The organism is Paraburkholderia sp. SIMBA_053 (genome assembly GCF_046534895.1).
GTDB lineage: Bacteria > Pseudomonadota > Gammaproteobacteria > Burkholderiales > Burkholderiaceae > Paraburkholderia > Paraburkholderia caledonica.
In genome coordinates, this window is the sequence record NZ_JAWRXU010000017.1 from 105662 (window position 1) to 126502 (window position 20841).

The window sequence follows — 20841 nt, forward strand, 5'->3', positions numbered from 1 at the left end:
AATCGCCGGAACGCCCGGCCATAGCGGCTCGCCGCGCCTTACGAAAAGTTTTTCCCGGTCGCCGGCTAAAGATTTCAGGGCACGGGCCGTTATCTTGTTCTGATGGGGCGGCCTGATACCTTTTGACCGCCTTCACCAGGCGAAAAGCAAGCCGCTCCGCCTGCAGACGAACACAGGTTGCCAGCGACAAACATGGAAGCGAACAGGATCACCGCGCCCCGCCGGGGCTCCTTGCGCACGGTCGTCGACCGGCTTCTTGCGCTTGGCCGTCGCGTGGACGACACGCCGCAAGCAGCCCCGCCTCCGCCGCCGCAACTTGAACAGGTGGTGGGCGCCGTCGATCTGCTCGCGCACGTGGACAGCGAACTGCGCTTTATCTATGTGTCCGACGCGAGCCTGCGCTTTATCGGCTATCACCGCGAATATCTCGAGACGATCACGCTGCATGAACTGGTGGCCCAAGCCGATGTGCCGCGCCTCGACGCGCTGCTTGCCCGCGCGGCGGCTTCGGGCAACGTGGAAAAAGCCACGCTCGGGCTCATCAAGTCGCTGACCTACCCGATCACCGTGGAGTTGCGCGTGGTGCGCAGCAGCCACAACGGCATCGGCGGCTATGCGATTGCCGGCTTCGACGTGTCCGCCTGGCGTGCGAGCGAGGAGCGCCTCATCCAGGCACTGCATCTGGACCGCCTGACCAACCTCGCCAATCAGTCCGCGCTGATTCCCGCGGTGCTCGAGGCGCAACGGCAAGCCGACGCGCACGGCACGCCGGCCGCGCTGCTGCTGCTCGACATCGACGATTATCAGCGCGTGAACCGCGCGCTTGGCTACGATGCCGGCGACGAGATGCTGCGCGACACCGCGCGGCGTCTGATGAACATGACGAGTCCGAGCGAAACCGTGGCGCGCGTGGCGAGCGACGAGTTTGCGATCCTCGTCAAGCCCGCTGCGAACCGCACCGACGCGGCCGCCGCCGCCGAAACGCTGGCCCGGCGCCTCTTGACCGCGATCCAGCAACCTTATGTATTCAGCGGCCAGCAGGTGCATCTTTCGGCGAGCATCGGCATCGCGCTGTATCCCGATGTGCGCCACGCCAACGACACCGCCGCGCACGACACGCATCTGCTGCGCTGGGCCGACCACGCGTTGTTGCAGGCCAAGGCGGCCGGCGGCAATACGCTCGCGTTCTACGTGCCCGACGACAATCCAGCCGACGCGGAGCGCCTGAAGCTGGAGGCGGATCTCTACGACGGCGTGCGCAACGGCGAGTTCTCGCTGCATTTCCAGCCGATCACGAGCAGCCGCACGCACGGCGTGGTCGGGGTCGAGGCGCTGATCCGCTGGCTGCATCCGGTGCACGGTCTCGTGCCGCCGTCTATGTTCATCCCCCTCGCGGAGTCGATCGGCCTGATCAACTTTCTCGGCAACTGGGTGCTGAAAATCGCGTGCATGCAGTTGATCCAGTGGGACGCCAAGGGCATTTCGCTTCAATACGTCGCCGTGAACGTGTCGCCGCAGCAGTTCCGCGATCCGCGTTTCAAGGACGCCGTGCGCGAAGCGATCAACCTGACCGGCATTGACCCGCGCCGCCTCGTGTTCGAAATCACCGAAAGTCTGCTGATGCACGATCCGGCACACGCAAAGGTGTTGCTGGAGGATTTGACCGCCATGGGTATCCGCTTTGCCGTCGACGATTTCGGCACTGGCTACTCAAGCCTGGCTTACCTGCAACGGTTTCCCCTTGCAAAGCTCAAGATCGACAGGAGTTTTGTCGAGAATCTGCTAACCTCCCGAAACGACCAGGCGATTGTCAGCGCGGTGGTCGGCCTCGCTCAGACACTCGACCTGGAACTGGTCGCGGAGGGCGTCGAAACCGAAGCGCAGCGCGCCCTGCTGACCGAAATGGGATGCGACCACATACAGGGCTGGCTCGTCTGCCAGGCGTTGCCTTCCGACGAACTGGCGCAGCGTTTCGAAGCGCGCTCGCTTCACCTGCACAGCGCCTAGCAGTGCGGGGCAAGCGCTTACGCAGCGGCACAAGCCGGCTTCAGGCCGGCGTGGCATTCATTGGAACATGTATGGCTTTTGCGGGACTCACATGGTAAAGGCGGCTGTGCTCGACCGGCTGTGGACGCGAATGAGCGAGCGCGGCGATTTCCCCATGCTGTCGCAGTCGTTGCGCACCACCATGGCGGCGATGAACAACGACGACCTCGACTTCACCGGCCTCGTGCAGGTCGTGCTCTCGGACTTCGCGCTCACGCAAAAGGTGTTGCGGCTCGCGAACTCGGCCATGTATATGGCCTTCGGCGGCAATATCACCACCGTGTCGCGCGCGCTGATGGTGCTCGGCATGGACGCGGTCGGCCATCTCGTGGTCGGCCTGAAGATCGTCGATCACTTTCATCACAGCGCGCCGCGCCGCATCGACGCGAAGCTCGAACTGAACCGCACGCTGCTCTCGGGCTGCGTCGCGCGCAAGCTGACCGAGCGCGGCGATCTGCGTGCCGGCGAGGAAGCCGTGGTCTGCACGCTGATGCGCCAAATCGGCAAGCTGCTGGTGGTCTTCTATCTCGACGCGGAATGGGATCAGATTCGCCGCCACATCGACAGCGGCACGCAGGAAGCGGACGCTTGTGTGCTGGTGCTCGGCGTGACGTTCGACGAAATCGGCGCCGAAGCCGCAGTGCGCTGGCGCCTGCCCGACATGATCCGCTCGGGCATGGGCGAATTCGATCCGCAGGACACGGAGCAACCGCGCCAGGTGCAGTGGCTGCGCGCGATCACCAATTATTCGACGGCGGTCGCCGACGTCCTCACGCAGCAGAACGTGCCCGACTTCGAGCGCGAGGAACGCATCGCCGAACTCGCTCAGGAATACAGCCACGCGCTCAACACCGATCCCGAAGTGCTGCTCGAAATGAGCGTCGCGCTGGCCCGCGAGGAAGGCGGCGACGGCGTGATGCGCGAAATCGTCGAGCTGCGCGCGAATGCTGACGCGATGGCGCGCGAGGCGCTGAATCCGGAGGCGCGCATTGCAGCAGGTGTCGAAGATCTGCGCGCCCTCCCCGACACCAGTTCGCTCGCGCCGGCCCTCGGCATGGCTTCGGAAACGGTGCTCGCGGCGCTTGGCTTTGCGCGCACGGTGGTGTTCGTCAAGCACAGCAACGGCACCTTCCGCGCGCGCCTGGGTCTCGGCCCGAAAATCGATGCGGCGCTGCCCAAGCTCACGTTCGGTTCGGCCTTCGAGCCCGACGTGTTCCACCTCGCCATAGCGAATTCGGTGGGCATCTTCATCGAAAATGCGCGCGATCCGAAAATGGTCGCGCGTCTGCCGGAATGGTTCCGCCGCTCTTTCGACGACGCCCGCGCCTTCGTGCTGTTACCGGTGGTGGACGAGACCGATCAGACGGTCGCGCTACTTTACGGCGACTGGTCTCACACTCAGGAGCCACGGCGCATCTCGCAGAAAGAGATGAGCGTGCTGAACGAACTGGCCAAGGAGTTAGGCCGTTTTTTCGGCCTGGGGCAGATGCGGGAAATGGAGACGATGTAAAGACGTGGCGTGATCGTTGATCACGGTACGTAAGTCTCCTGCTTCTGCATTTGCCCGACGCCTGATTTTGCAAGTCAGATTCGCGATGCCGGTTTGCGCTGCATGCCGGCATCGCTCGAATCTTTGAGCTTCAATCCTCGATTCTTTCCAGACCTTCCGCGCTGCGGTCCGCAACGCCCGCCCATGCGCCGGCGGCGAGTCCCATTTGAGCGACCTCTTCCACCGTCAACGGCGCAAGATGTGCGCAGAGTGCGGCAAGGTCGTCCCACGAGCCGCTCTCCAGCGCCTCGACGGTGTCCAGCAACAAACCGAGCGCGCCCTCGCGTTGCAAAATCGCCGCCTGGATCGGACGCGACAGCGTGAGCACATTCAACGTGCTTTCGAGCGAGCCGCCGAACACCGCGTCGACGAATGAAAACACACCCGTCAGAAACGCCGCGTCGGCTTCATCGCGGCCGGCTTCCGGCAAGCGTTCGATCGCCAGTTCCATGAAACGCGCGCGGGTCGCCGCGAGTTGCAGCAGCGGATCGTCTTCGAGCGCGACCTTGCGGCCGTCGGCATAGAGCAGCAACTGCGTCCAGCGCGCGATCCGGTCGGTGCCGGTTGCGTTGATCGCCTCGCGCAGCGTGGTCACCTTATGACCGACTGCGAGCCCGCTGGAATTCGCGAGCTTCATCAGATGCATCACCAGCACGGGATTGAGCTTGAGCTCCGCTTCGAGTTGCGCGACCGTCGGGTCGCCCGCGAGCAGTTGCAGCAGATTCAGCAGCGCGTGGCGTGGCGCACTAACGCGCCGGGTCAGTGCAGTTTGCGGGCGTGCGAAGAAATACCCCTGGAAGCGGTCGAAGCCGAGGCCGTGCGCCGTTTCGAAGTCGGCTTGCGCGTCGAGCCCCGATGCGATCAGCAGCTTGCCCGCCGACTTGAGCACGCTCGTCAGCTTCGGCAACAGCGCGGCGGGTGCGCGCGTGATATCGATCTTGATGGCTTCCGCATAGGGCAGCAGTTTCGCGAAGGTTTCGTTGGGCTGCGTCACTTCGTCGAGCACGAAACGGTAGCGACGGCCATGCAGGAGCACGATGCGCGCAATCAGTTCGTCGTCGACTTCCATATTGGGCGGCAGCTCGAACAGGAAGCGCTCGGCGGGCAACCGCTCGATCGCGTCGTCGAACAGCATGTCCCGGCTCATGTCGATGTACGCCGGATGCCCGGTCAGTGCGCCGCGCACGTTGCTTTGCGTGAGGCCGCGGATGATCGCTCGCGCGACGCGTTGCGCCGGGGTGGGCGCGCGGCCTGCCCTGGCGCCTGCGTTGTCCGGATTGCTTTCAGCGTCGGCGTCGAGGTCGTGATCGAGGTCGGGCAGCGGTTCCGGCGGCAATTCCGGCGCGCGTATCTTGAGCTCATAACCGCACAGCATGCCGTCCCGATTGAGGATGGGTTGCCGTGCGAAGCTGGCGTTCAGCTGCTCATCGTCCGTGGCGCCCGCATGGCCCGGATTTTCGACTGCAATGGTGCTCATTCTGGTCCCCCGCGACGCGCCGCCCCGGCGCTTGTTGCTGTTTTGGCTGTCTTATTGCTGCTGCTTATTTTTGCTGCTTATGTTGGTGCTTATTGTTGCTGCCGCTTTATGCCCGTCTTGTCGCTGTCCTGGCGTCGCACCGTACAGATTGCGACTGATTTATCGTTTGCGACGGCAGCACGCCTGGCGATTCTAGCGCAGGCAGTCTTGCACGGGCATGTCGAGAAAACAATATCCGCAAAAATTTCGTAAGAGCAGAGAACCGGTTTTCTAACCCGAAATAAAAAACGGCCGCAACTCGCGGCCGTTCCTTTCAGGTGTTGCGCGACGACGCGTTACTTGAGCACTACTTTCACGTCGAAGTACTTCGCCGCGAAACGGTCGATCGTGCCGTCTGCCTTCAGTTCCTTCAGCGCCTGGTTCAAGGCGTCCTTCAGCGCTGCATCGCCTTTGCGGATGCCGAAGCCCACGCCCGCGCCGAGCAGCTTCTCGTCGCTGACAGCGGGACCGGCGAATTCGAAGCCCGCGCCTTGCGGCTTCTTCAGGAAGCCCTTGGACGCCGCCTCAGCGTCCTGGAACGATGCGTCGAGCCGACCGGACGCGAGGTCCGCATAAATCTGGTCTTGCGTCTGATACGGCACCACGTCGACACCCGCCGGCGCCCAGCGCGCCTTCGCGTAGGTTTCCTGGATCGTGCCCTGGAGCACGCCGACATGCTTACCCTTTAACGATGCAGGCGTCGGCAGCAGGCCACTGCCCTTCTTCGCGATCATCTGATTCGGGATCGTGTAGATCGGGTCCGTGAAATCCACTGCCTGACGGCGCTGGTCCGTGATCGTCATGTCCGAGTTGATCGCGTTGAATTTGCGCGCCTGCAACGCGGGGATCAGACCGTCGAACGAATTTTCGACCCACACGCATTTGGCCTTCAGCTTCGCGCAGACAGCATTGCCCACGTCGATGTCGAAACCCTGTAACTCGCCCGACGGCGACTTCGATTCGAACGGCGCATACGACGCCTCTACACCGAAGCGCACTTCCTTGATGTCCGCCGCCACTGCGGAGCCTGCCGTTACTGTCGCCGTTGCGGTCGCGAACAGCGCGAGCGCGGCCGTGTTTCGCCAATTCATCTTCATTGCGGGTGTTCCTCTACGGTATTGAACAAGACGGAGCCGAATCCGGACAGGCATGATTGCCGCGCCAAAAATGCGATTCAAACTCGTGCGGCCGATGTGGTGCAGCGCAGCAGCCGCGAGGCGGGGATTGTACAGGCGCGCGCACCGCGCCCGCGGACAACAGAGGCAAACCTCCAGGCGGAACGCAGAGTCAGGTGCACATTCAAACCTGCAACTTGATGTCGCGTGCACGCAAAAACATCTGCACCGATGCCGCCGCCGTTCATGCGGATCGCGCCGTTAGACGAGCTTGGCCAACGTGTCGTGCGTGGTCTCTATCACCATCAACCCGGCACGCAAGCCGGGCTTGACCGTCGCGTTCGGAAACACGAGCCGCTCCTCGTCGTGTTGCACGACGTACCGATAGTCGCCATCACGCGCGAGCAGCGTGCCCTTGCCGAACGGCGTGAAGTTGGCGACATCGGGCGCGACCAGCAATTCGAACGCTTCGCTCGGCTTTGTGATCTGGTCGATCACCGTGAAGGCGCGAGGCAGTTCCGCCTGCTCGCGGCCACTCGTGCCCGCGAGCAGATGACGCAAGGCCTCGTCTGCGCCGGCAAAGCGCGTCAGGTCGTTCTGGCCGAACGGGCGCACTTTCCCCAGTTCGAGTGTGCATGCTTCGGCTTCGCACGCCTGCGCGGTGAAATGCGAATACGTATTGCCCTTCGTGGTGTGCAAAAGCACGGCGCTGATGCGCGCCTCTGCAAGCCACTCGAACATCGCGCGCGAAAACGGCCTGCCGGTATGCGGCAGCAACGCGAAGCGCTCGAACGCGGACGCGCGGATTGCCGTGTGCATGTCGATGTGCCACCGTGCTCCAGGCTGCCGCGATGCGGTGGCGAAGAACTGCGTCGCCGCCTGTTCGAGCGCGGCCGCGCGCGGCGCTTCGTAACTGTGCGGCAACTGCAGATGCCGGCCGCTGAAGAGGCGGTTGAGATCGTCGTCGCGATAACGGCATGCGTCGCGCATTGCATCGACATTGCCGAGAATCACCAGCAACCGGCACGTCAGCGCAGCCTCGCCGCGCGCTATGTCGCGCACGAGGTGAGACAGCAGTTCGATGGGCGCGGTCTCGTCGCCATGCACGCCCGCCGACGCCAGCACGCTGCGCGTGTCCGCCGTAATTGCCGCGGGCTCCATCAACAGAACGCCGTCGTCGAGCCACGACCAGCGCACGCCGCCGCCACACGTGCCGTGTGTTTCGTTCGTGGAAGGCCGCGTGCCCGCGAGCGTGTACGCGAGGAAATCGTCCAGCATCGCGTGCTGCGCGTGGCGCTCAGCGCTGGAAGTCATAAAGCGATCCGAGTCCGAGAATCTGCGTCAGTTCGTCGAGCGCGCTGCGCGATTCGACGAGCAGTTGCGGATCGGTCAGATCAGCCGGGGCGAGACGGTCGCGATAATGCTTTTCGATCCACGAATCGAGCCGGCCGAACAACGTGTCGTCGATCCACACGCCTTGTGTGACCGCCGCGCGCTCCGCGTCGCTCAGCACGACACGCAGGCGCAGGCAGGCAGGACCGCCACCGTTCTTCATGCTTTCGCGCAGGTCGAACACGAGCACGTCGTCGATAGGACCCGTATGCGATGTCAGATCGTCCAGGTAAGCGGCCACGCGCGGGTTCTCGCGGCACTCCTGCGGCACCACCAGAACCTGCTTGCCGTCGGGCCGCGTCAGCAACTGGCTGTTGAACAGATACGACGAGACCGCGTCTGCCACGCTCACTTGCGCGTCGGGCACTTCGATCACATTGAACTGAGCCTTCAGACCGGCGAGCTTCGCGCGCAATTCGTCATACACCGCGTTCTGCTCGACGAACGCAAGCTCATGACAGAACAACGTATTGCGATTGCCGACCGCGATCACGTCGTTATGAAACACGCCCGCGTCGATCACCTCCGGGTTCTGCTGTGCGTACACCGTGGCCTCGTCCAGCAAGCCGTGACGGTGCGCAACCGCGCGGCTCGCCTCGAACGTTTGGCGCGCGGGGAAGCGCTTCGGCTCCGGCCCACGACGATACTCGCTGCGGCCATACACGAAGAATTCGACACCACGGGTGCCATATTCGGAACAGAAGCGCGTGTGATTCGCCGCGCCTTCGTCGCCGAGCGCAGGCGTGCCGGGCAGCGCTTCGTGCACCGCGAAGCGATCGGCGTCGCTGAAAATGGCGCGCAACGTGCGGCGCGTCGATTCGTGCTCGATCGCGCGATGCAGCTTGCTGCACAGATTGGCCGGCGTGAAATGCACGCGGCCGTCGTGCGTGTCGGCGGACGGACTCACCGTCGCGGCATTCGCGGTCCACATCGCCGATGCCGAACTTGCCGCGGCCAGCAACTCAGGCGCATTTTTCGCCACGCGCGCGATCACCGTCGCGTCGTCGCCGGAAAAACCCAGCTCGCGCAACAGACGCATCGACGGGCGTTCCTGCGGCGGCAACACGCCCTGATGAAAGCCGAGATCGGCCAACTGCTTCATCTTGCGCAGGCCCTGCTTCGCGGCCGCCTTCGGATTCGCAACCGACTTCTCATTGTTCTGCGACGCGACGTTGCCGAACGACAGCCCCGCGTAGTTGTGCGTCGGGCCGACCAGACCGTCGAAATTGGCTTCAGTGGCTTGCATCGTCGATCCTTAGAATTGGAGGCCCGGCGAGACGCTCGCGGGCATTTGCAGTTGCGCGCTTTCGACGGAAGCCATCGGATACGCGCAGTAATCGGCCGCGTAATAGGCGCTTGGCCGATGATTGCCCGAACGGCCCGGTCCGCCGAACGGCGCACCCGACGAAGCCCCATTAGTCGGCCGGTTCCAGTTGACGATACCCGCGCGGATGGTGCGCTGGAAGTGCGTCCATAGCGATTCGTCGTCGGCGAGCAGTCCTGCCGACAGGCCAAACTCGGTGTCGTTGGCTTTGTCGAGCGCTTCGTCAAAGCTGTCGTAACGGATGATTTGCGCGAGCGGTCCGAAATGCTCCTCGTCGGGCAAATTCTTCACAGCGCTTACGTCGAGAATGGCCGGCGTGACGAAACCGAGTTTCGGATCGCGTTGCTCCATCTTCAACAACGCGTGCGCGCCGTCGGCAAGCAAACGCTCCTGCGCGGCGACGAGCCGCGAAGCCGCGCGCGCCGAAATCACCGCGCCCATGAAAGGCTGCGGTTCGGCGTTGTATTCGCCGACGCTGATACGCGACGTCACTTCGACGAGGCGCGCCAGGAAGCGCTCGCCGAACGCGTCGTTCGGCACAAAGATGCGGCGCGCGCAGGTGCAACGCTGTCCCGCTGACAAAAACGCCGACTGGATGGTGTGATGGACGGCGGCGTCGAGGTCCGCCACCGGCCCGATCACGAGCGGATTGTTGCCGCCCATCTCCAGCGCGAGCACGATCTCCGGACGCCCGCCGAACTGCTTGTGCAACAATGTTCCGGTATCCGAACTACCTGTGAAGAACAGACCGTCGATCTGCCGGTGATTCGCGAGTGCAATGCCCGTGTCCTTCTCACCCTGCACGAGATTGAGCACGCCGGCGGGCAGGCCCGCGTCGCGCCACGTCTGCACGGTAAGCGCCGCCACGCCCGGCGCGAGTTCCGACGGTTTGAAGACAACGGCGTTGCCCGCGATCAGCGCCGGCACGATATGCCCGTTCGGCAAGTGGCCGGGGAAGTTATACGGCCCGAACACCGCCACCACGCCGTGCGGACGATGCCGCAAAACCGCGGTGCCGTCCGCCATTGCCGAACGCTTTTCGCCCGTGCGCTCGTTGTATGACTGAATCGAAATTTCGACTTTCGCGGCCATCGAAGCCGCTTCGGTGCGTGCTTCCCACAGGGGCTTGCCGGTTTCGCGGCCAATCGCTTCGGCGAGCGCCTCTTTGCGTTCGGTGACGAGCGCGGCGAAGCGGCGCACTACCGCGCACCGCTCGTCGAGGCTCGATGCAGACCATGCTGCGAACGCGCGGCGCGCGCTGCGCACCGCGCGGTCCACGTCGTCTGCCGAGGCGCTATTGCCTTCCCACACCGTCGCGCCCGTGCCCGGATTGCGCGACGCGAATGCGGGTCCTGTGCCGGCGGCCCATTCGCCGTCGATGAAAAGCTCGCTCATGATCATCCTTGTTTGTGTTTCAGCGCCAGCACCCGAACCGGGTCGCCTGCTTTGACGCCCAGCGCCGCAGCTTCTGTCGCATTCATGCGGAACACGCCGTCTTGCGGCACGCCCGCCGCCACGCCGACGCGAAAATCGCCGAGGGACGTGTTCGATACCATCGAGCGCGGTGCGTCCTGCGCCGCGCCCTCCGGTACGTCGGCAATCTCAACCGGCACCAGCACGCTTTCGCGCACCGTGCGCAAGTCGGAGATGTGGCATTCGAGCACCGGACCGGCATCGAAAATATCGACGTGGTTTTCGTAGCGCAGCCCTTCCGCTTCGAGCATGCGGCGCGCCGGAATCGTGTCGTTGTGCGTAAGGCCGACGCATTCCTGCGCCTCTTGCGGCAACAACTCGACATACACCGGATAGCGCGGCATCAGTTCGGCAAGGAACGCTTTGCGTCCGTGCGAGCTTAGATAGTCCGCCGCATTGAAATCGATCTGATAGAAGTGCGAGCCGACCGCGCGCCAGAACGGCGACGTGCCTTCCGCATCGAAATGCCCACGCAATTCCGCGCATAGGCGCTGCGGAAAACGCTCACGAAACTGCGCGAGAAACATGAAGCGCGAGCGCGACAGCAAGCCGCCCACACCGCTCGTGCGATATCGCGGGCTCAAAAACAGCGAACATACTTCGGCATAACCGGTCAGATCGTGCGAGATGTTCAGCGCGCGCATGCGCGTCCAGATGCCCAGGTCCTGGCTCGCGTGTACCACGGTACTCACGCGATAGTTGTAGAACGGCTGTTGCAGACCGACCGCCGTTTCGATTCCGCACACGCCGGCCACGTCGCCGGTCGCGGTGTCTTCCATCACGAAGAAGTAGCCCGCTTCATGCGGCTCGGCCTTGTCTTCCATCGTGCGGCGCGCGCGTTCGACTCGCGCCGCAAGTGCGTCGCGATCCGGCTTGAAAGTGGTGAGCCCCGGCCCGGTTTCCTGCGCGAGCCGCATCAACGCGTCGACATCGCCTCGTTGCACCACGCGAACGACGATCATTGCGCGTCTCCCGATCGTTCATTCGTTTCCGGTCGATGCAACGGCACGCAGCGCACCGTATCGCCGTCCTGCACGCCGAGCGCCGCACGCGCCGGCTGGGCAAGCGGCGCGCCTTCGTTCCTCGCCGTAGGCACCTCGCCGAGCACGCAGCGGAATTGACCGTCCGCGCCGTTGTGGGCGATCAGATATGTCGAGCCGTTCGCCCCGGCCGCCGCCTCGTGCGCCACCCGCGTTTCATTGAGCGTCACGCAGGCACTGCGGTCCACTTGCGCGGTAAGCACCGGCCCCGCGTCGAAGATGTCGATGAAGCGATCCGTTTCGAACCCTTCTTCAAGATGTATTTCATACGCGAGCAGAGCCTTCGAATCCGGCTCGCCCAGCACACGCTGCGCCGCTTCCGGCAGCAACGGCACATAGATCGGGTACGTCGGCATGACTTCGGCGATGAACGTTCGACTACGCCCGCCGGACTCGATTTCGATGTCGGCGAAATTGCGGCCGAAAAACTTGCGCCCTACCGCTTCCCAGAACGGCGACACGCCGTTCTCGTCGGTGACGCCTAGCAGCAGCGAGAACACCTCGGGCGTGAAGCGCTTGCGATTGGCCGCGATATACATCATTCGTGCGCGCGACATGAGATGCGCGGCGGCGTCGCCGCGCAGCGACGGGTCGATGTAGTAGCCCGCGAGCCGGCTCTTGCCGGTCAGTTCGTGCGACATCGTGAGCGCGTGAATCTTGCGGTTCACGTGCAGTTCACGCGATGCATGGATCAGCGCGTCGTTGCGAAACGCATAGAACGGATCGGAGTAACCCGCGGCGGCAACGATGCTCGCCGTGCCCATCAGCTTGCCGCTCTCCGAATCTTCGAGCACGAACAGATAGAACTCCTCGCCCGGGAAATCGACTTCCGCGCGAAACGAGTCTTCTGACAACGCGACGCGTGCTTCGAGCGCGCGCCGGTCGTGCGGTAGCGAATGCAGCACCGGTTGCGCGGTGCGCGCCATATGTTCGAGCGCATCGAGATCGGCGAGGCGGCCGGGGCGTACGAAGAGCATCATCGTTCCTGTTCAATGTGACGCATGAGCGAATGCGGAGCCTGGAACCGTTGGAACCGTTAGAACCGCTAGAACCGCCGTTCACCTGGACGCAGCTTCGGCCTTCACGCCGACCACGTCCGCAATAGCTTTGGCGAGACGCTCGAAGCCCTCGTTCATGTCGTCGAGCGGCATGATCAGCGACGGCACAAAGCGCAGCACGTCCGGTCCTGCCATCAGCATGATGACGCCATGCTGGCCGGCCGCCGTGACGAAGTCTTTCGCGCGACCCTTGTACGCGTCGGTCAGTTGCGCGCCGATCAACAGGCCCTTGCCGCGCACCTCGTCGAAAAGACCGAAGCGCTCGTTGAGCTTGGCGAGATGGCCCTTCAGCACTTCACTGCGGGTGCGCACGCCTTCGAGCAGCTTCGGATCGCTGACCAGCTCCACCACTTTTTCCGCGATGGCGGAACCCAGCGGATTGCCGCCGTAAGTCGTGCCATGCACGCCGACCTTGAAGTGCGCGGCGAGTTCGTTCGTGGTCAGCATCGCGCCGATCGGAAAGCCGTTGCCGAGCGCCTTCGCGGTGGTGAGGATGTCGGGCGTAACACCCGTGTCCTGATACGCGTAGAAGTAGCCGCTGCGGCCCACACCTGTTTGTACCTCATCAAAAATCAGCAGCGCGCCGTGCTGGTCGCAGGCTTCGCGCAACGCTTTGAGGAACGCCGGATCGGCGGGGATTACACCGCCTTCGCCCTGAATCGGTTCGACGATAACCGCGCAGGTCTTCGCGCCGATCGCCTTTTGCGCGGCCTGAATGTCGTTGTACGGCAGGTGAACGATGCCTTGCGGCACCGGCCCGAAGCCTTCCGAATACTTCGGCTGACCGCCCACGCTGACGGTGAAGAACGTTCGGCCATGGAACGACTGCGTGAACGAGATGATTTCGTACTTGTCGGCGCCATGACGCTCGAATGCGACGCGGCGCGCGAGCTTCAACGCGGCTTCGTTCGCTTCCGCGCCCGAGTTCGCGAAGAATGCGCGGTCGGCGAACGTCAGTTCTTCGAGACGCGTGGCGAGACGCAGCACCGGCTCGTTGGTGTAGCCGTTACCGATGTGCCAGAGTTTGCTACCCTGCTCGTGCAGGACTTTCAGCAGTTCGGGATGCGCATGACCGAGCGCGGTGACGGCGATACCGCCGGCGAAGTCGATATAGTCGCGGCCTTGCGTATCCCAGACGCGTGAGCCGAGACCGCGATCCGGCACGAAGGCGGCGGGTGCGAATACCGGCACCATGACTTCGTCGAAGGTCTTGCGTGTCACAGTCAGGTCGTTCATGGCAAATCCTCGTTACAGGTGAGAGGTAGTACAGATAGTGTAGGAAACCGCACGCGTTACGTCTTGCGCATACGCGACGCTTTCTATGAGCTTCCGCGCGGCATGCGAGGCCTCACGCATGCTGACCCGTTGCATCGCCAACCGACGCCGACACTGGTAGCCTGCTTGCCGCCCTTCAGTTGCCCTTCAGTCGCCCCTATCCGGCGGCTCGATCAGCGCACCCGCGCGCGGCTCGCTGGCCGCGGCGCCGCTTGCGCCAGTCTGTTTGTCGATCCAGTTGCGGCGGTCCTCGCGCGGCGTCACGCCGAAGCGCTCGCGATATGCATTCGAAAAGTGCGCCGCCGACGAAAACCCGCAAGCAAGACTGATCTGCACGACCGACTTGCTGGTGCGCTGCAATTGCGTGCGCGCCTTCGAAAGGCGCAAGCCGAGATAGTATTTGGACGGCATCGAGCCGAGATACTGGCGAAACAGGCGCTCAAGCTGGCGTCGCGAAACGCCGACGAGCCCCGCGATTTCGTCGGTGGTGAGCGGATCTTCAATGTTCGCTTCCATCAGCAACAACGCATCGTTCAGGCGCGGATGACGCTCGCCGGGCGCCGTCACGAACGGTATGCGCTGACGCTCTTCGCCCGCGCGCAACACGCCGACGCCAAGCGTATCCGCGATGCGATCCGCGAGCTCCGGGCCGTGCTCGCGGCCGATCATCGCGAGCATGAAGTCGACGGTCGCCTGACCGCCCGCGCAGGTGGCGCGATCGCGGTCGATTTCGAAAATCTGCTGGGTGACGATGGAGCGCTCGAACTGCTCGGAGAACTGCTGATACGTTTCCCAGTTCACACTGACGCGATAGCCCGACAACTGGCCCGCCATTGCAAGCCACCACACGCCGTGATGAATGCCGGTGACAAGCGGCGTGCGTTGCCCGACGCGCGACAAACTTGCGAGAAACAGTCGGTAGTCGGCGAATTGCTGAAACCGTTCGCTGACCACGATCAGCCAGTCGCAGACCACCGCGTCGCCGAAGGCCACGTCGGCCGGCCACTGCGCGCCGCCCGCAAGCGGCACAGCGCGGCCGTCCCACGAGCACACCTGCACGCGGTACAGCGCGCGGCCGTCGATTTCATTGGCGAGATTGAGCGCGTCGACAATCGGCCCGACGCCCGACATCGACACAGGCGGCAATGCCACGATTGCAACCTGCATGGTGCGTGCGGGGCTGGACGTGCGAGCCATCGATCAGATAGGAGACGGCGAGCGTTACTTGAGGCTGCCGGAGAGGAACTGCTTGAGCCGCTCGCTGCGCGGCGAACTCAGCACCTCGGCGGGCAGACCTTCTTCTTCCGTACGGCCCTGGTGAAGGAACATCACATGGTTCGACACGTTGCGCGCAAAGCCCATTTCGTGCGTGACGACGATCATCGTGCGCCCTTCTTCGGCGAGCTTCTGCATGACTTTCAACACCTCGCCGACCAGTTCGGGGTCGAGCGCGGAAGTCGGCTCGTCGAACAGCATGACGTCAGGGTCCATTGCCAGTGCACGGGCGATCGCCACGCGCTGCTGCTGACCGCCCGACAGATGCGAAGGATATTGTTTTTCCAGACGCGGCGCGAGGCCCACTTTCTCGAGATATTCGCGCGCGCGCTCCTCGGCTTCGCGACGCGGCAGACCGAGCACATGAATCGGCGCCTCGACGATGTTCTCGATCACGTTCATGTGCGCCCACAGGTTGAAGTGCTGAAACACCATCGCGAGCTTCGTGCGAATGCGTTGCAATTGCTTGTGATCGGCCACTTCCAGATTGCCGGCGCGGTCGGCTTTCGTCTTGACCGTTTCGCCGTCGACGACGATCTGCCCGGCGTTCGGCCGCTCGAGGAAATTAATGCAGCGCAGGAAGGTGCTCTTGCCCGAGCCGCTCGCGCCGATGATGCTGATCACGTCGCCCTTGTTCGCATTGAGCGATACGCCCTTGAGCACTTCGTTGTCGCCATAGCGCTTGTGGATGTCCTGCACGGCGAGCTTGCAAGCTTCGGTTTGCGTGGTGTGGAGCAAGATGCTCTCCCTGTGAAGATACGGATCGAACGTCGACGGCGCGCTTTGATCGCACCGCCTGCTGCAAACAAGGCGCGCTCAATGCGTGCGCACCGCCAGGTAACCGAGCCAGTGACGCTCGGCGCGGCGAAACAGCGCAACGAGGGCGAACGACACCACGAGATAAATCAGCGCGGCCAGACCGAACGCGTCGAACGATTGATAGGTGGCCGAGTTCGCGTCGCGCGCGACTTTCAGGATGTCCGGCACGGTGGCCGTGAACGCGACCGTCGTGGCATGCAGCATCAGGATCACTTCGTTACTGTACAACGGTAAAGCGCGGCGCAGCGCGGACGGTATCACAATGCGGCGATACATCGTGAACCAGCTCATACCGTAGGCGCGGGCCGCTTCCACTTCACCGTGCGATGTCGAGCGGATCGCGCCGGCAAAAATCTCCGTGGTGTATGCACAGGTGTTCAACGCGAACGCCAGAATCGCGCAGTGAAAACCGCTGCGAAAGAACGCATCGAGCAGTTGATGTGAGCGCACGAATTCGAGGCTGTACATGCCGGTATAGATCAGCAGCAATTGCACGTACAGCGGCGTGCCGCGAAACACGTAAGTGTAAAGACGCACCGGTGTGGAAAGCCAGCGCTTCTTCGACACGCGGGCCACCGCCAGCGGAATCGCAAGGCAGAAGCCGATACCGACGGACGCCACCAGCAGCCACAACGTGACCGCAAGGCCGGATATGCGCTGACCGTCCCAGTAGAGGAACGCACGCCAGAACTGATTGAGAATGTCGATCATGGTCTTAAAGCTCCGCGTGCCGCACGCCGATCGAATAGCGGCGTTCCAGCCAGATCAGCGCGAGGTTCGAGACGGTCGTCAGCGCCAGATAGATCAGCGCGGCGATCAGAATGAAGAAGAACATGTTGAACGTGCTTTTGCCCGCGTCCTGCGCAGCCTTCACGACATCGGCGAGACCGATGATCGACACCAGCGCCGTCGCTTTCACGAGCACCTGCCAGTTGTTGCCGATGCCCGGCAGCGCGAAACGCATCATCTGCGGAAACAGGATGCGTGCGAACACGCGGGCGCCGCTCATGCCATAAGCGCTGCCCGCTTCCAGCTGCCCGCGCGGCACCGCGAGAAAGGCGCCGCGAAAGGTCTCGGTGAAGTACGCGCCGTAAATGAAACCGAGCGTCAGCACGCCCGCGACGAACGGGTCGATGTCGAACTGCGGCAGATTGAGCGCGTCGGTCAGATTGTTGACCGCGATCTGGATGCTATAGAAGAGCAGCAACATCAGCACGAGGTCCGGCACCGAGCGGATCAATGTCGTGTAGCCGGTGGCGAGCGCGCGCAACGGCCGGTTGAACGAGAGTTTCGCCGCCGCGCCCGCGAGGCCGAGCACCACGGCGGCCGCGAGTGAAAGGACCGACAGTTCGACTGTCTGGATCGTGCCGGCCAGTAATACCGGACCAAAGCCGTATAGCACCACGCGTGTCTCCATCCAGGTTCGTTGAATCCCTAGGGATGTCGTCGGCTAACGCCCCGACTCATCCTGCATGGCGCGGAGTCTCGCAAGCGAAAATTAAATTCTCAAAGGCCCGCGCGACATTTGCTGCGACGCAACAAACCCGCAATGACAACCTGGTACGGCTGACGGCGCTTGGTACGGGGGCGCGTCGGGCGAGATTGGCCGCCACGCGGGCAACCGTGGCCGCTGCGATTTCGCAAGTTTGAGGTCGCTTTTTCGATAGACGGGCGCGGGCTTCGCGCAGGGCGCAGGGTCGCACTTAACGTAGCGCGAAGGCGTACCGCGCGTCGCCGCTATTCGATGCCAAGCCGCGCGCGAATCGCCGGCAGCATATATTCGACTGCCGCGCGCCCTTCCTCGATGGCCGGCGCCGCGCGGTGAAAGTCGAAAATGCCCATGCCGCCGAGACGCGGCTGGATCAGAATGTCCGCCGGCTCGCCGGCGAGACGGCTTCGGGTAATCCGAACCTGCATGATGTCGATGCTTTGCGCGATCGAACTCAGCATGGAAGGCACACGTGCGCTCGGTGCGGGCGGCACGCGAACGTCGTCGGTGACGCGCTCTTCGGCGGGCGCGAGCCAGCGCGGCCAGGGCTTGCCGTTACGGCGCAGCGACACGGGCGGCGGTGCGGTGGGATCGATTGCCGGGGTGTCCACCACCGCGCCGCCGAAATCGCGGCCGTTGAGAATGTCGTTGTTCAGATCGACGGCGATCACACAGTCCGCCCGCATGCCGCGCGCGACCGACACCGGCACCGGATTGCTGAGCCCGCCGTCCACGAGCCATACGCCGTTGTGCCAAACGGGCGTGAAGATGCCGGGAATCGCAATCGACGCGCGCACCGCGTCGACCACACTGCCGTCCTGCAGCCAGCTCTCGCGGCCCGAATCGAGTTCGGTGGCGACCGCCGCGAACGGCATGTTCAGTTGCGCGATCGAGCGGCCGTCGAACTTGTCGGCGAAAAGCTGGATGACCTTGCGCCCGCCGAGCAGGCCGCCCGAAAGGCGCAAGTCGAGCAGTCGCACGACTGTCTGCCAAGTGAGGCGCGACACCCACTCCTCGAGCCAGTCGAGGTCCCCGTTCGCATAAACGGCGCCGACCAGCGCGCCGATCGACGTGCCGCACACCACGTCGGGCTTGATGCCCGCATCGTGCAGCGCGCGAATCGCACCGATATGCGCCCAGCCACGAGCCGCGCCGCCCCCCAACACCAGCCCAATACGGCTGTATCGACGTCGACGTATCATGATTCCCCGCCTTCCATTCGTCTGTCTTGTCGTTGCTTCTAGCGCCCGCGCATTACGTCCGAGCGCGATGTCGTGTACACCTTCCTGTTCTGGTCGAAGTGCACGTTGAAAATGCCTTCTTCCGTCACACCGCCCTCGCGCCACTTCCAGCTCCACACCGTCTCCGGCTTGAGGGGGAACACCGCGATTTCGCCCGGTTTGCCGAGCAGGCGTCGCACTTCGTCCTCACTCATGCCGATACGGATCTTGCCGAAGTTCGCAGCGGTCAGTACCTGCGTGATGGCTTGAAGCTTACCGTCACGATCGATGTCGACCATGTACGTATTCAAACCTTGCGGACCACGTGGATACTCGAAGCGTTTCGAGCCGTCCGTATAGGTGCGCTCGGTTTCGGGCTTACCCATCTGCTCGCGGATCTGCGCTTCGGTCGTGACGCCCGGCGTCATGTTCTTCAGCAGCAGCGCGTCGGGCTTCACCGCGTTGAACAGTTCCTTGATTTTTTGCACGGCGCGCTCGCTCTGTTGGTCGTCGCACGCAGTGAGCGCGATGCACGCGGCCAGCATGGCGGCAATAGGCAATTTCAGGCTCACAGCGAAATTCCTGTATCGATGCGAGCGCGACTGTGCGCACCGCTCGTGTAGTGATTCACCAAAGGGAATCCTTTGGAACGCGCTACAGGATAACCGCGTGCGGCAAAAACCGCGAGCGCGCGCCGGCGCGCCGAAACCGGGCGATGCCGGTGCTCGCATGTAAAAAAACGTGGGACGTCAGGCGTTTTCTGGAGGATCAGGCTGTCGGAGCGAGGTTTATTGCAAACAGCAACAGACGCAACAGAAAGCAAACAGGCGACGCCGTGGAAAGCGTCGGCATGTCTCGTGGCGGCAATGAGGTGCTCGCGACCGATACGGGAGGTGACGCGGAGAAAAAAGGGACTACGGAAGATGCGAAAGACCGGGATGAGTGCGTGGACGACGCGCAGCGGTCCGGTTCCAGCGCGGCGATGAACGACCTTGGCCGCTCACCTTGCGCCATCGCCGGAAGTGACGAACCGCTGCTTGTATGGCCGTCCTGGTCCCTCGATAAGCCTTCAGGTGACGTTAATCTAACGGGATCAGACGGTTTAGACGAGAGCGCGTTTACACCGAATTTGCAGAGGATTTCGTTGCACCAGGGCGCTCAGGGCAATGGAAAACTGCGATCGAAACTCGCACGCACATCCAGATGCGCGCGAATCACGCTGGCTGCTTCGTAGGTGTCGGCGGTGCGCTGCTGCGCGGCCACGACGCTATCGTCGATGGCGACCGGATGAACCTGGCCGCGCTGATAGACCGTCTTCAACACGTCGGTCGGCAAGCCGGTGACGCGCGACTGCATCGCCGCGACTTCATCGGGATGCGTGAGCGCCCAACGCTGCCCCGTCGCCACGCGTCGCAGAAAATCGGCTAACTGCGCCCGCTTGGCCGCAATCGCGGTCTCGGTAGCGACCTGATAGCTGAGCCCTTCCGATAGACCCACGCCGTTCGCGATGATGCGGTCGTGATCGCGCGACTCGCCAAGCGCCGTGTACGGGTCCCAAACGGACCACGCATCGACGCTGCCCGAAGCAAGCGCGGCCTTGGCGTCGGCCGGCGCGAGGAACACAAACGTGACGTCGCTCGCGGACAGATTCGCCTTCTTTAGTGCGGCAAGCGCGAGGTAATGACCGATAGAGCCGCGCGTCGTGGCAAGGCGCTTTCCCTTGAGGTTTGCGACCTCGGTGAGCGGCGATTGCGGACCGACCACGATCGCGAGATCGAGCGGATTGGACCGCGTCGCGGCGACGGCCCGCACGCGCGCGCCGGCAGCGAGCGCAAACACGAGCGGCGCGTCTCCGAGTCCGCCGACATCCACGGCACCGGCATTCAACGCTTCGCCAAGCGGTTGCGCTGCCGGAAAGTTGAACCATTCGATCTTGTACGGCAGGTCTTTCAACTGGCCCGAGGCCTCAAGAATGCCGCGCGTTTGCAGCGATTGATCGCCGACCTTAAGCACGGGCAGATCGGCGGCATTCGATGCGCTTGCGAATAGCAAAGCGGGAATCGCCAGCACAGCGGCTGTGAGCGCTTTGACAAGCGCGCGTTGCAGCGCAGAGAACGTCGCAAAAAGAGAACCGGGTAGCGTCATGTGGAAGGCCTGCAAATGAGATTCCAGCGACGATAAGCGAGCGGCTCATTTAAGACAAACGCCTTATTCTGCTATGCAAATATGCGAATTTTTATTGCGTGCGAG

At 63.3% G+C, this 20841-nt stretch carries 17 protein-coding genes; 2 read left to right on the top strand and 15 right to left on the bottom strand.

Annotated elements, in window-relative coordinates:
- Positions 1–192 precede the first annotated feature (192 nt).
- Positions 193–2007, top strand: coding sequence for a putative bifunctional diguanylate cyclase/phosphodiesterase (locus tag SB753_RS30980; protein ID WP_020071464.1), 1815 nt, complete (start codon positions 193–195; stop codon positions 2005–2007).
- A 91-nt stretch (positions 2008–2098) separates the two neighbouring features.
- The gene (locus SB753_RS30985; protein WP_020071463.1) at positions 2099–3556 is read left to right on the top strand and encodes an HDOD domain-containing protein; all 1458 of its coding nucleotides are present in this window, start codon (positions 2099–2101) and stop codon (positions 3554–3556) included.
- Between the two features lie 130 nt (positions 3557–3686).
- On the opposite strand, the gene SB753_RS30990 is transcribed toward SB753_RS30985, so the two are convergent.
- The 15 genes from SB753_RS30990 to SB753_RS31060 all read right to left on the bottom strand — a co-directional run bounded on the left by SB753_RS30990 (position 3687) and on the right by SB753_RS31060 (position 20736).
- Positions 3687–5072, bottom strand: a complete 1386-nt coding sequence (locus SB753_RS30990; protein ID WP_410803657.1) for an EAL and HDOD domain-containing protein — start codon at positions 5070–5072, stop codon at positions 3687–3689.
- Positions 5073–5407: 335 nt separating this feature from the next.
- On the bottom strand, positions 5408–6208 hold the full coding sequence (locus SB753_RS30995) for an ABC transporter substrate-binding protein (protein WP_088175212.1): 801 nt from the start codon (positions 6206–6208) through the stop codon (positions 5408–5410).
- 279 nt (positions 6209–6487) lie between these two features.
- Positions 6488–7540 (bottom strand): succinylglutamate desuccinylase, encoded by a 1053-nt coding sequence (gene astE / locus SB753_RS31000; RefSeq protein WP_408416969.1) that lies wholly within the window; start codon positions 7538–7540, stop codon positions 6488–6490.
- The gene (gene astB, locus SB753_RS31005) at positions 7524–8864 is read right to left on the bottom strand and encodes an N-succinylarginine dihydrolase (protein WP_020071459.1); all 1341 of its coding nucleotides are present in this window, start codon (positions 8862–8864) and stop codon (positions 7524–7526) included. Before astB ends, astE begins: the two co-directional genes overlap by 17 nt.
- Before the next feature lie 9 nt (positions 8865–8873).
- Positions 8874–10337 (bottom strand): succinylglutamate-semialdehyde dehydrogenase, encoded by a 1464-nt coding sequence (gene astD, locus SB753_RS31010; RefSeq protein WP_204521054.1) that lies wholly within the window; start codon positions 10335–10337, stop codon positions 8874–8876.
- 2 nt (positions 10338–10339) lie between these two features.
- Complete coding sequence (gene astA, locus SB753_RS31015) at positions 10340–11377, bottom strand: arginine N-succinyltransferase (protein ID WP_020071457.1); 1038 nt, start codon at positions 11375–11377, stop codon at positions 10340–10342.
- Complete coding sequence (gene aruF, locus SB753_RS31020) at positions 11374–12432, bottom strand: arginine/ornithine succinyltransferase subunit alpha (protein WP_410803676.1); 1059 nt, start codon at positions 12430–12432, stop codon at positions 11374–11376. The genes astA and aruF overlap by 4 nt, the downstream gene beginning before the upstream one ends.
- Before the next feature lie 81 nt (positions 12433–12513).
- Positions 12514–13749 (bottom strand): aspartate aminotransferase family protein, encoded by a 1236-nt coding sequence (locus SB753_RS31025; RefSeq protein WP_410803660.1) that lies wholly within the window; start codon positions 13747–13749, stop codon positions 12514–12516.
- A gap of 186 nt (positions 13750–13935) precedes the next feature.
- Positions 13936–14985, bottom strand: a complete 1050-nt coding sequence (locus SB753_RS31030; protein WP_027805165.1) for a GlxA family transcriptional regulator — start codon at positions 14983–14985, stop codon at positions 13936–13938.
- A 24-nt stretch (positions 14986–15009) separates the two neighbouring features.
- Positions 15010–15801, bottom strand: a complete 792-nt coding sequence (locus tag SB753_RS31035) for an ABC transporter ATP-binding protein (RefSeq protein WP_020071453.1) — start codon at positions 15799–15801, stop codon at positions 15010–15012.
- A gap of 78 nt (positions 15802–15879) precedes the next feature.
- On the bottom strand, positions 15880–16593 hold the full coding sequence (locus SB753_RS31040; RefSeq protein ID WP_020071452.1) for an ABC transporter permease: 714 nt from the start codon (positions 16591–16593) through the stop codon (positions 15880–15882).
- A 4-nt stretch (positions 16594–16597) separates the two neighbouring features.
- Positions 16598–17287, bottom strand: coding sequence for an ABC transporter permease (locus SB753_RS31045; RefSeq protein WP_027777330.1), 690 nt, complete (start codon positions 17285–17287; stop codon positions 16598–16600).
- Between the two features lie 332 nt (positions 17288–17619).
- Positions 17620–18573, bottom strand: a complete 954-nt coding sequence (locus SB753_RS31050; RefSeq protein ID WP_027777331.1) for a patatin-like phospholipase family protein — start codon at positions 18571–18573, stop codon at positions 17620–17622.
- 38 nt (positions 18574–18611) lie between these two features.
- The gene (gene bamE / locus SB753_RS31055; RefSeq protein WP_020071449.1) at positions 18612–19163 is read right to left on the bottom strand and encodes an outer membrane protein assembly factor BamE; all 552 of its coding nucleotides are present in this window, start codon (positions 19161–19163) and stop codon (positions 18612–18614) included.
- A gap of 586 nt (positions 19164–19749) precedes the next feature.
- Entirely contained in the window at positions 19750–20736 is a 987-nt protein-coding gene (locus tag SB753_RS31060) for an ABC transporter substrate-binding protein (protein WP_131321432.1), read from the bottom strand.
- Between the last annotated feature and the right edge of the window lie 105 nt (positions 20737–20841).

What these genes read in the sequence shown, in the direction of transcription:
- SB753_RS30980 (WP_020071464.1), top strand. Translation starts at nt 193, where the DNA reads ATGGAAGCGAACAGGATCACCGCGCCCCGCCGGGGCTCCTTGCGCACG.
- SB753_RS30985 (WP_020071463.1), top strand. Translation starts at nt 2,099, where the DNA reads ATGGTAAAGGCGGCTGTGCTCGACCGGCTGTGGACGCGAATGAGCGAG.
- SB753_RS30990 (WP_410803657.1), bottom strand. Translation starts at nt 5,072, where the DNA reads ATGAGCACCATTGCAGTCGAAAATCCGGGCCATGCGGGCGCCACGGAC.
- SB753_RS30995 (WP_088175212.1), bottom strand. Translation starts at nt 6,208, where the DNA reads ATGAAGATGAATTGGCGAAACACGGCCGCGCTCGCGCTGTTCGCGACC.
- astE (WP_408416969.1), bottom strand. Translation starts at nt 7,540, where the DNA reads ATGACTTCCAGCGCTGAGCGCCACGCGCAGCACGCGATGCTGGACGAT.
- astB (WP_020071459.1), bottom strand. Translation starts at nt 8,864, where the DNA reads ATGCAAGCCACTGAAGCCAATTTCGACGGTCTGGTCGGCCCGACGCAC.
- astD (WP_204521054.1), bottom strand. Translation starts at nt 10,337, where the DNA reads ATGAGCGAGCTTTTCATCGACGGCGAATGGGCCGCCGGCACAGGACCC.
- astA (WP_020071457.1), bottom strand. Translation starts at nt 11,377, where the DNA reads ATGATCGTCGTTCGCGTGGTGCAACGAGGCGATGTCGACGCGTTGATG.
- aruF (WP_410803676.1), bottom strand. Translation starts at nt 12,432, where the DNA reads ATGCTCTTCGTACGCCCCGGCCGCCTCGCCGATCTCGATGCGCTCGAA.
- SB753_RS31025 (WP_410803660.1), bottom strand. Translation starts at nt 13,749, where the DNA reads ATGAACGACCTGACTGTGACACGCAAGACCTTCGACGAAGTCATGGTG.
- SB753_RS31030 (WP_027805165.1), bottom strand. Translation starts at nt 14,985, where the DNA reads ATGGCTCGCACGTCCAGCCCCGCACGCACCATGCAGGTTGCAATCGTG.
- SB753_RS31040 (WP_020071452.1), bottom strand. Translation starts at nt 16,593, where the DNA reads ATGATCGACATTCTCAATCAGTTCTGGCGTGCGTTCCTCTACTGGGAC.
- SB753_RS31050 (WP_027777331.1), bottom strand. Translation starts at nt 18,573, where the DNA reads ATGATACGTCGACGTCGATACAGCCGTATTGGGCTGGTGTTGGGGGGC.
- SB753_RS31060 (WP_131321432.1), bottom strand. Translation starts at nt 20,736, where the DNA reads ATGACGCTACCCGGTTCTCTTTTTGCGACGTTCTCTGCGCTGCAACGC.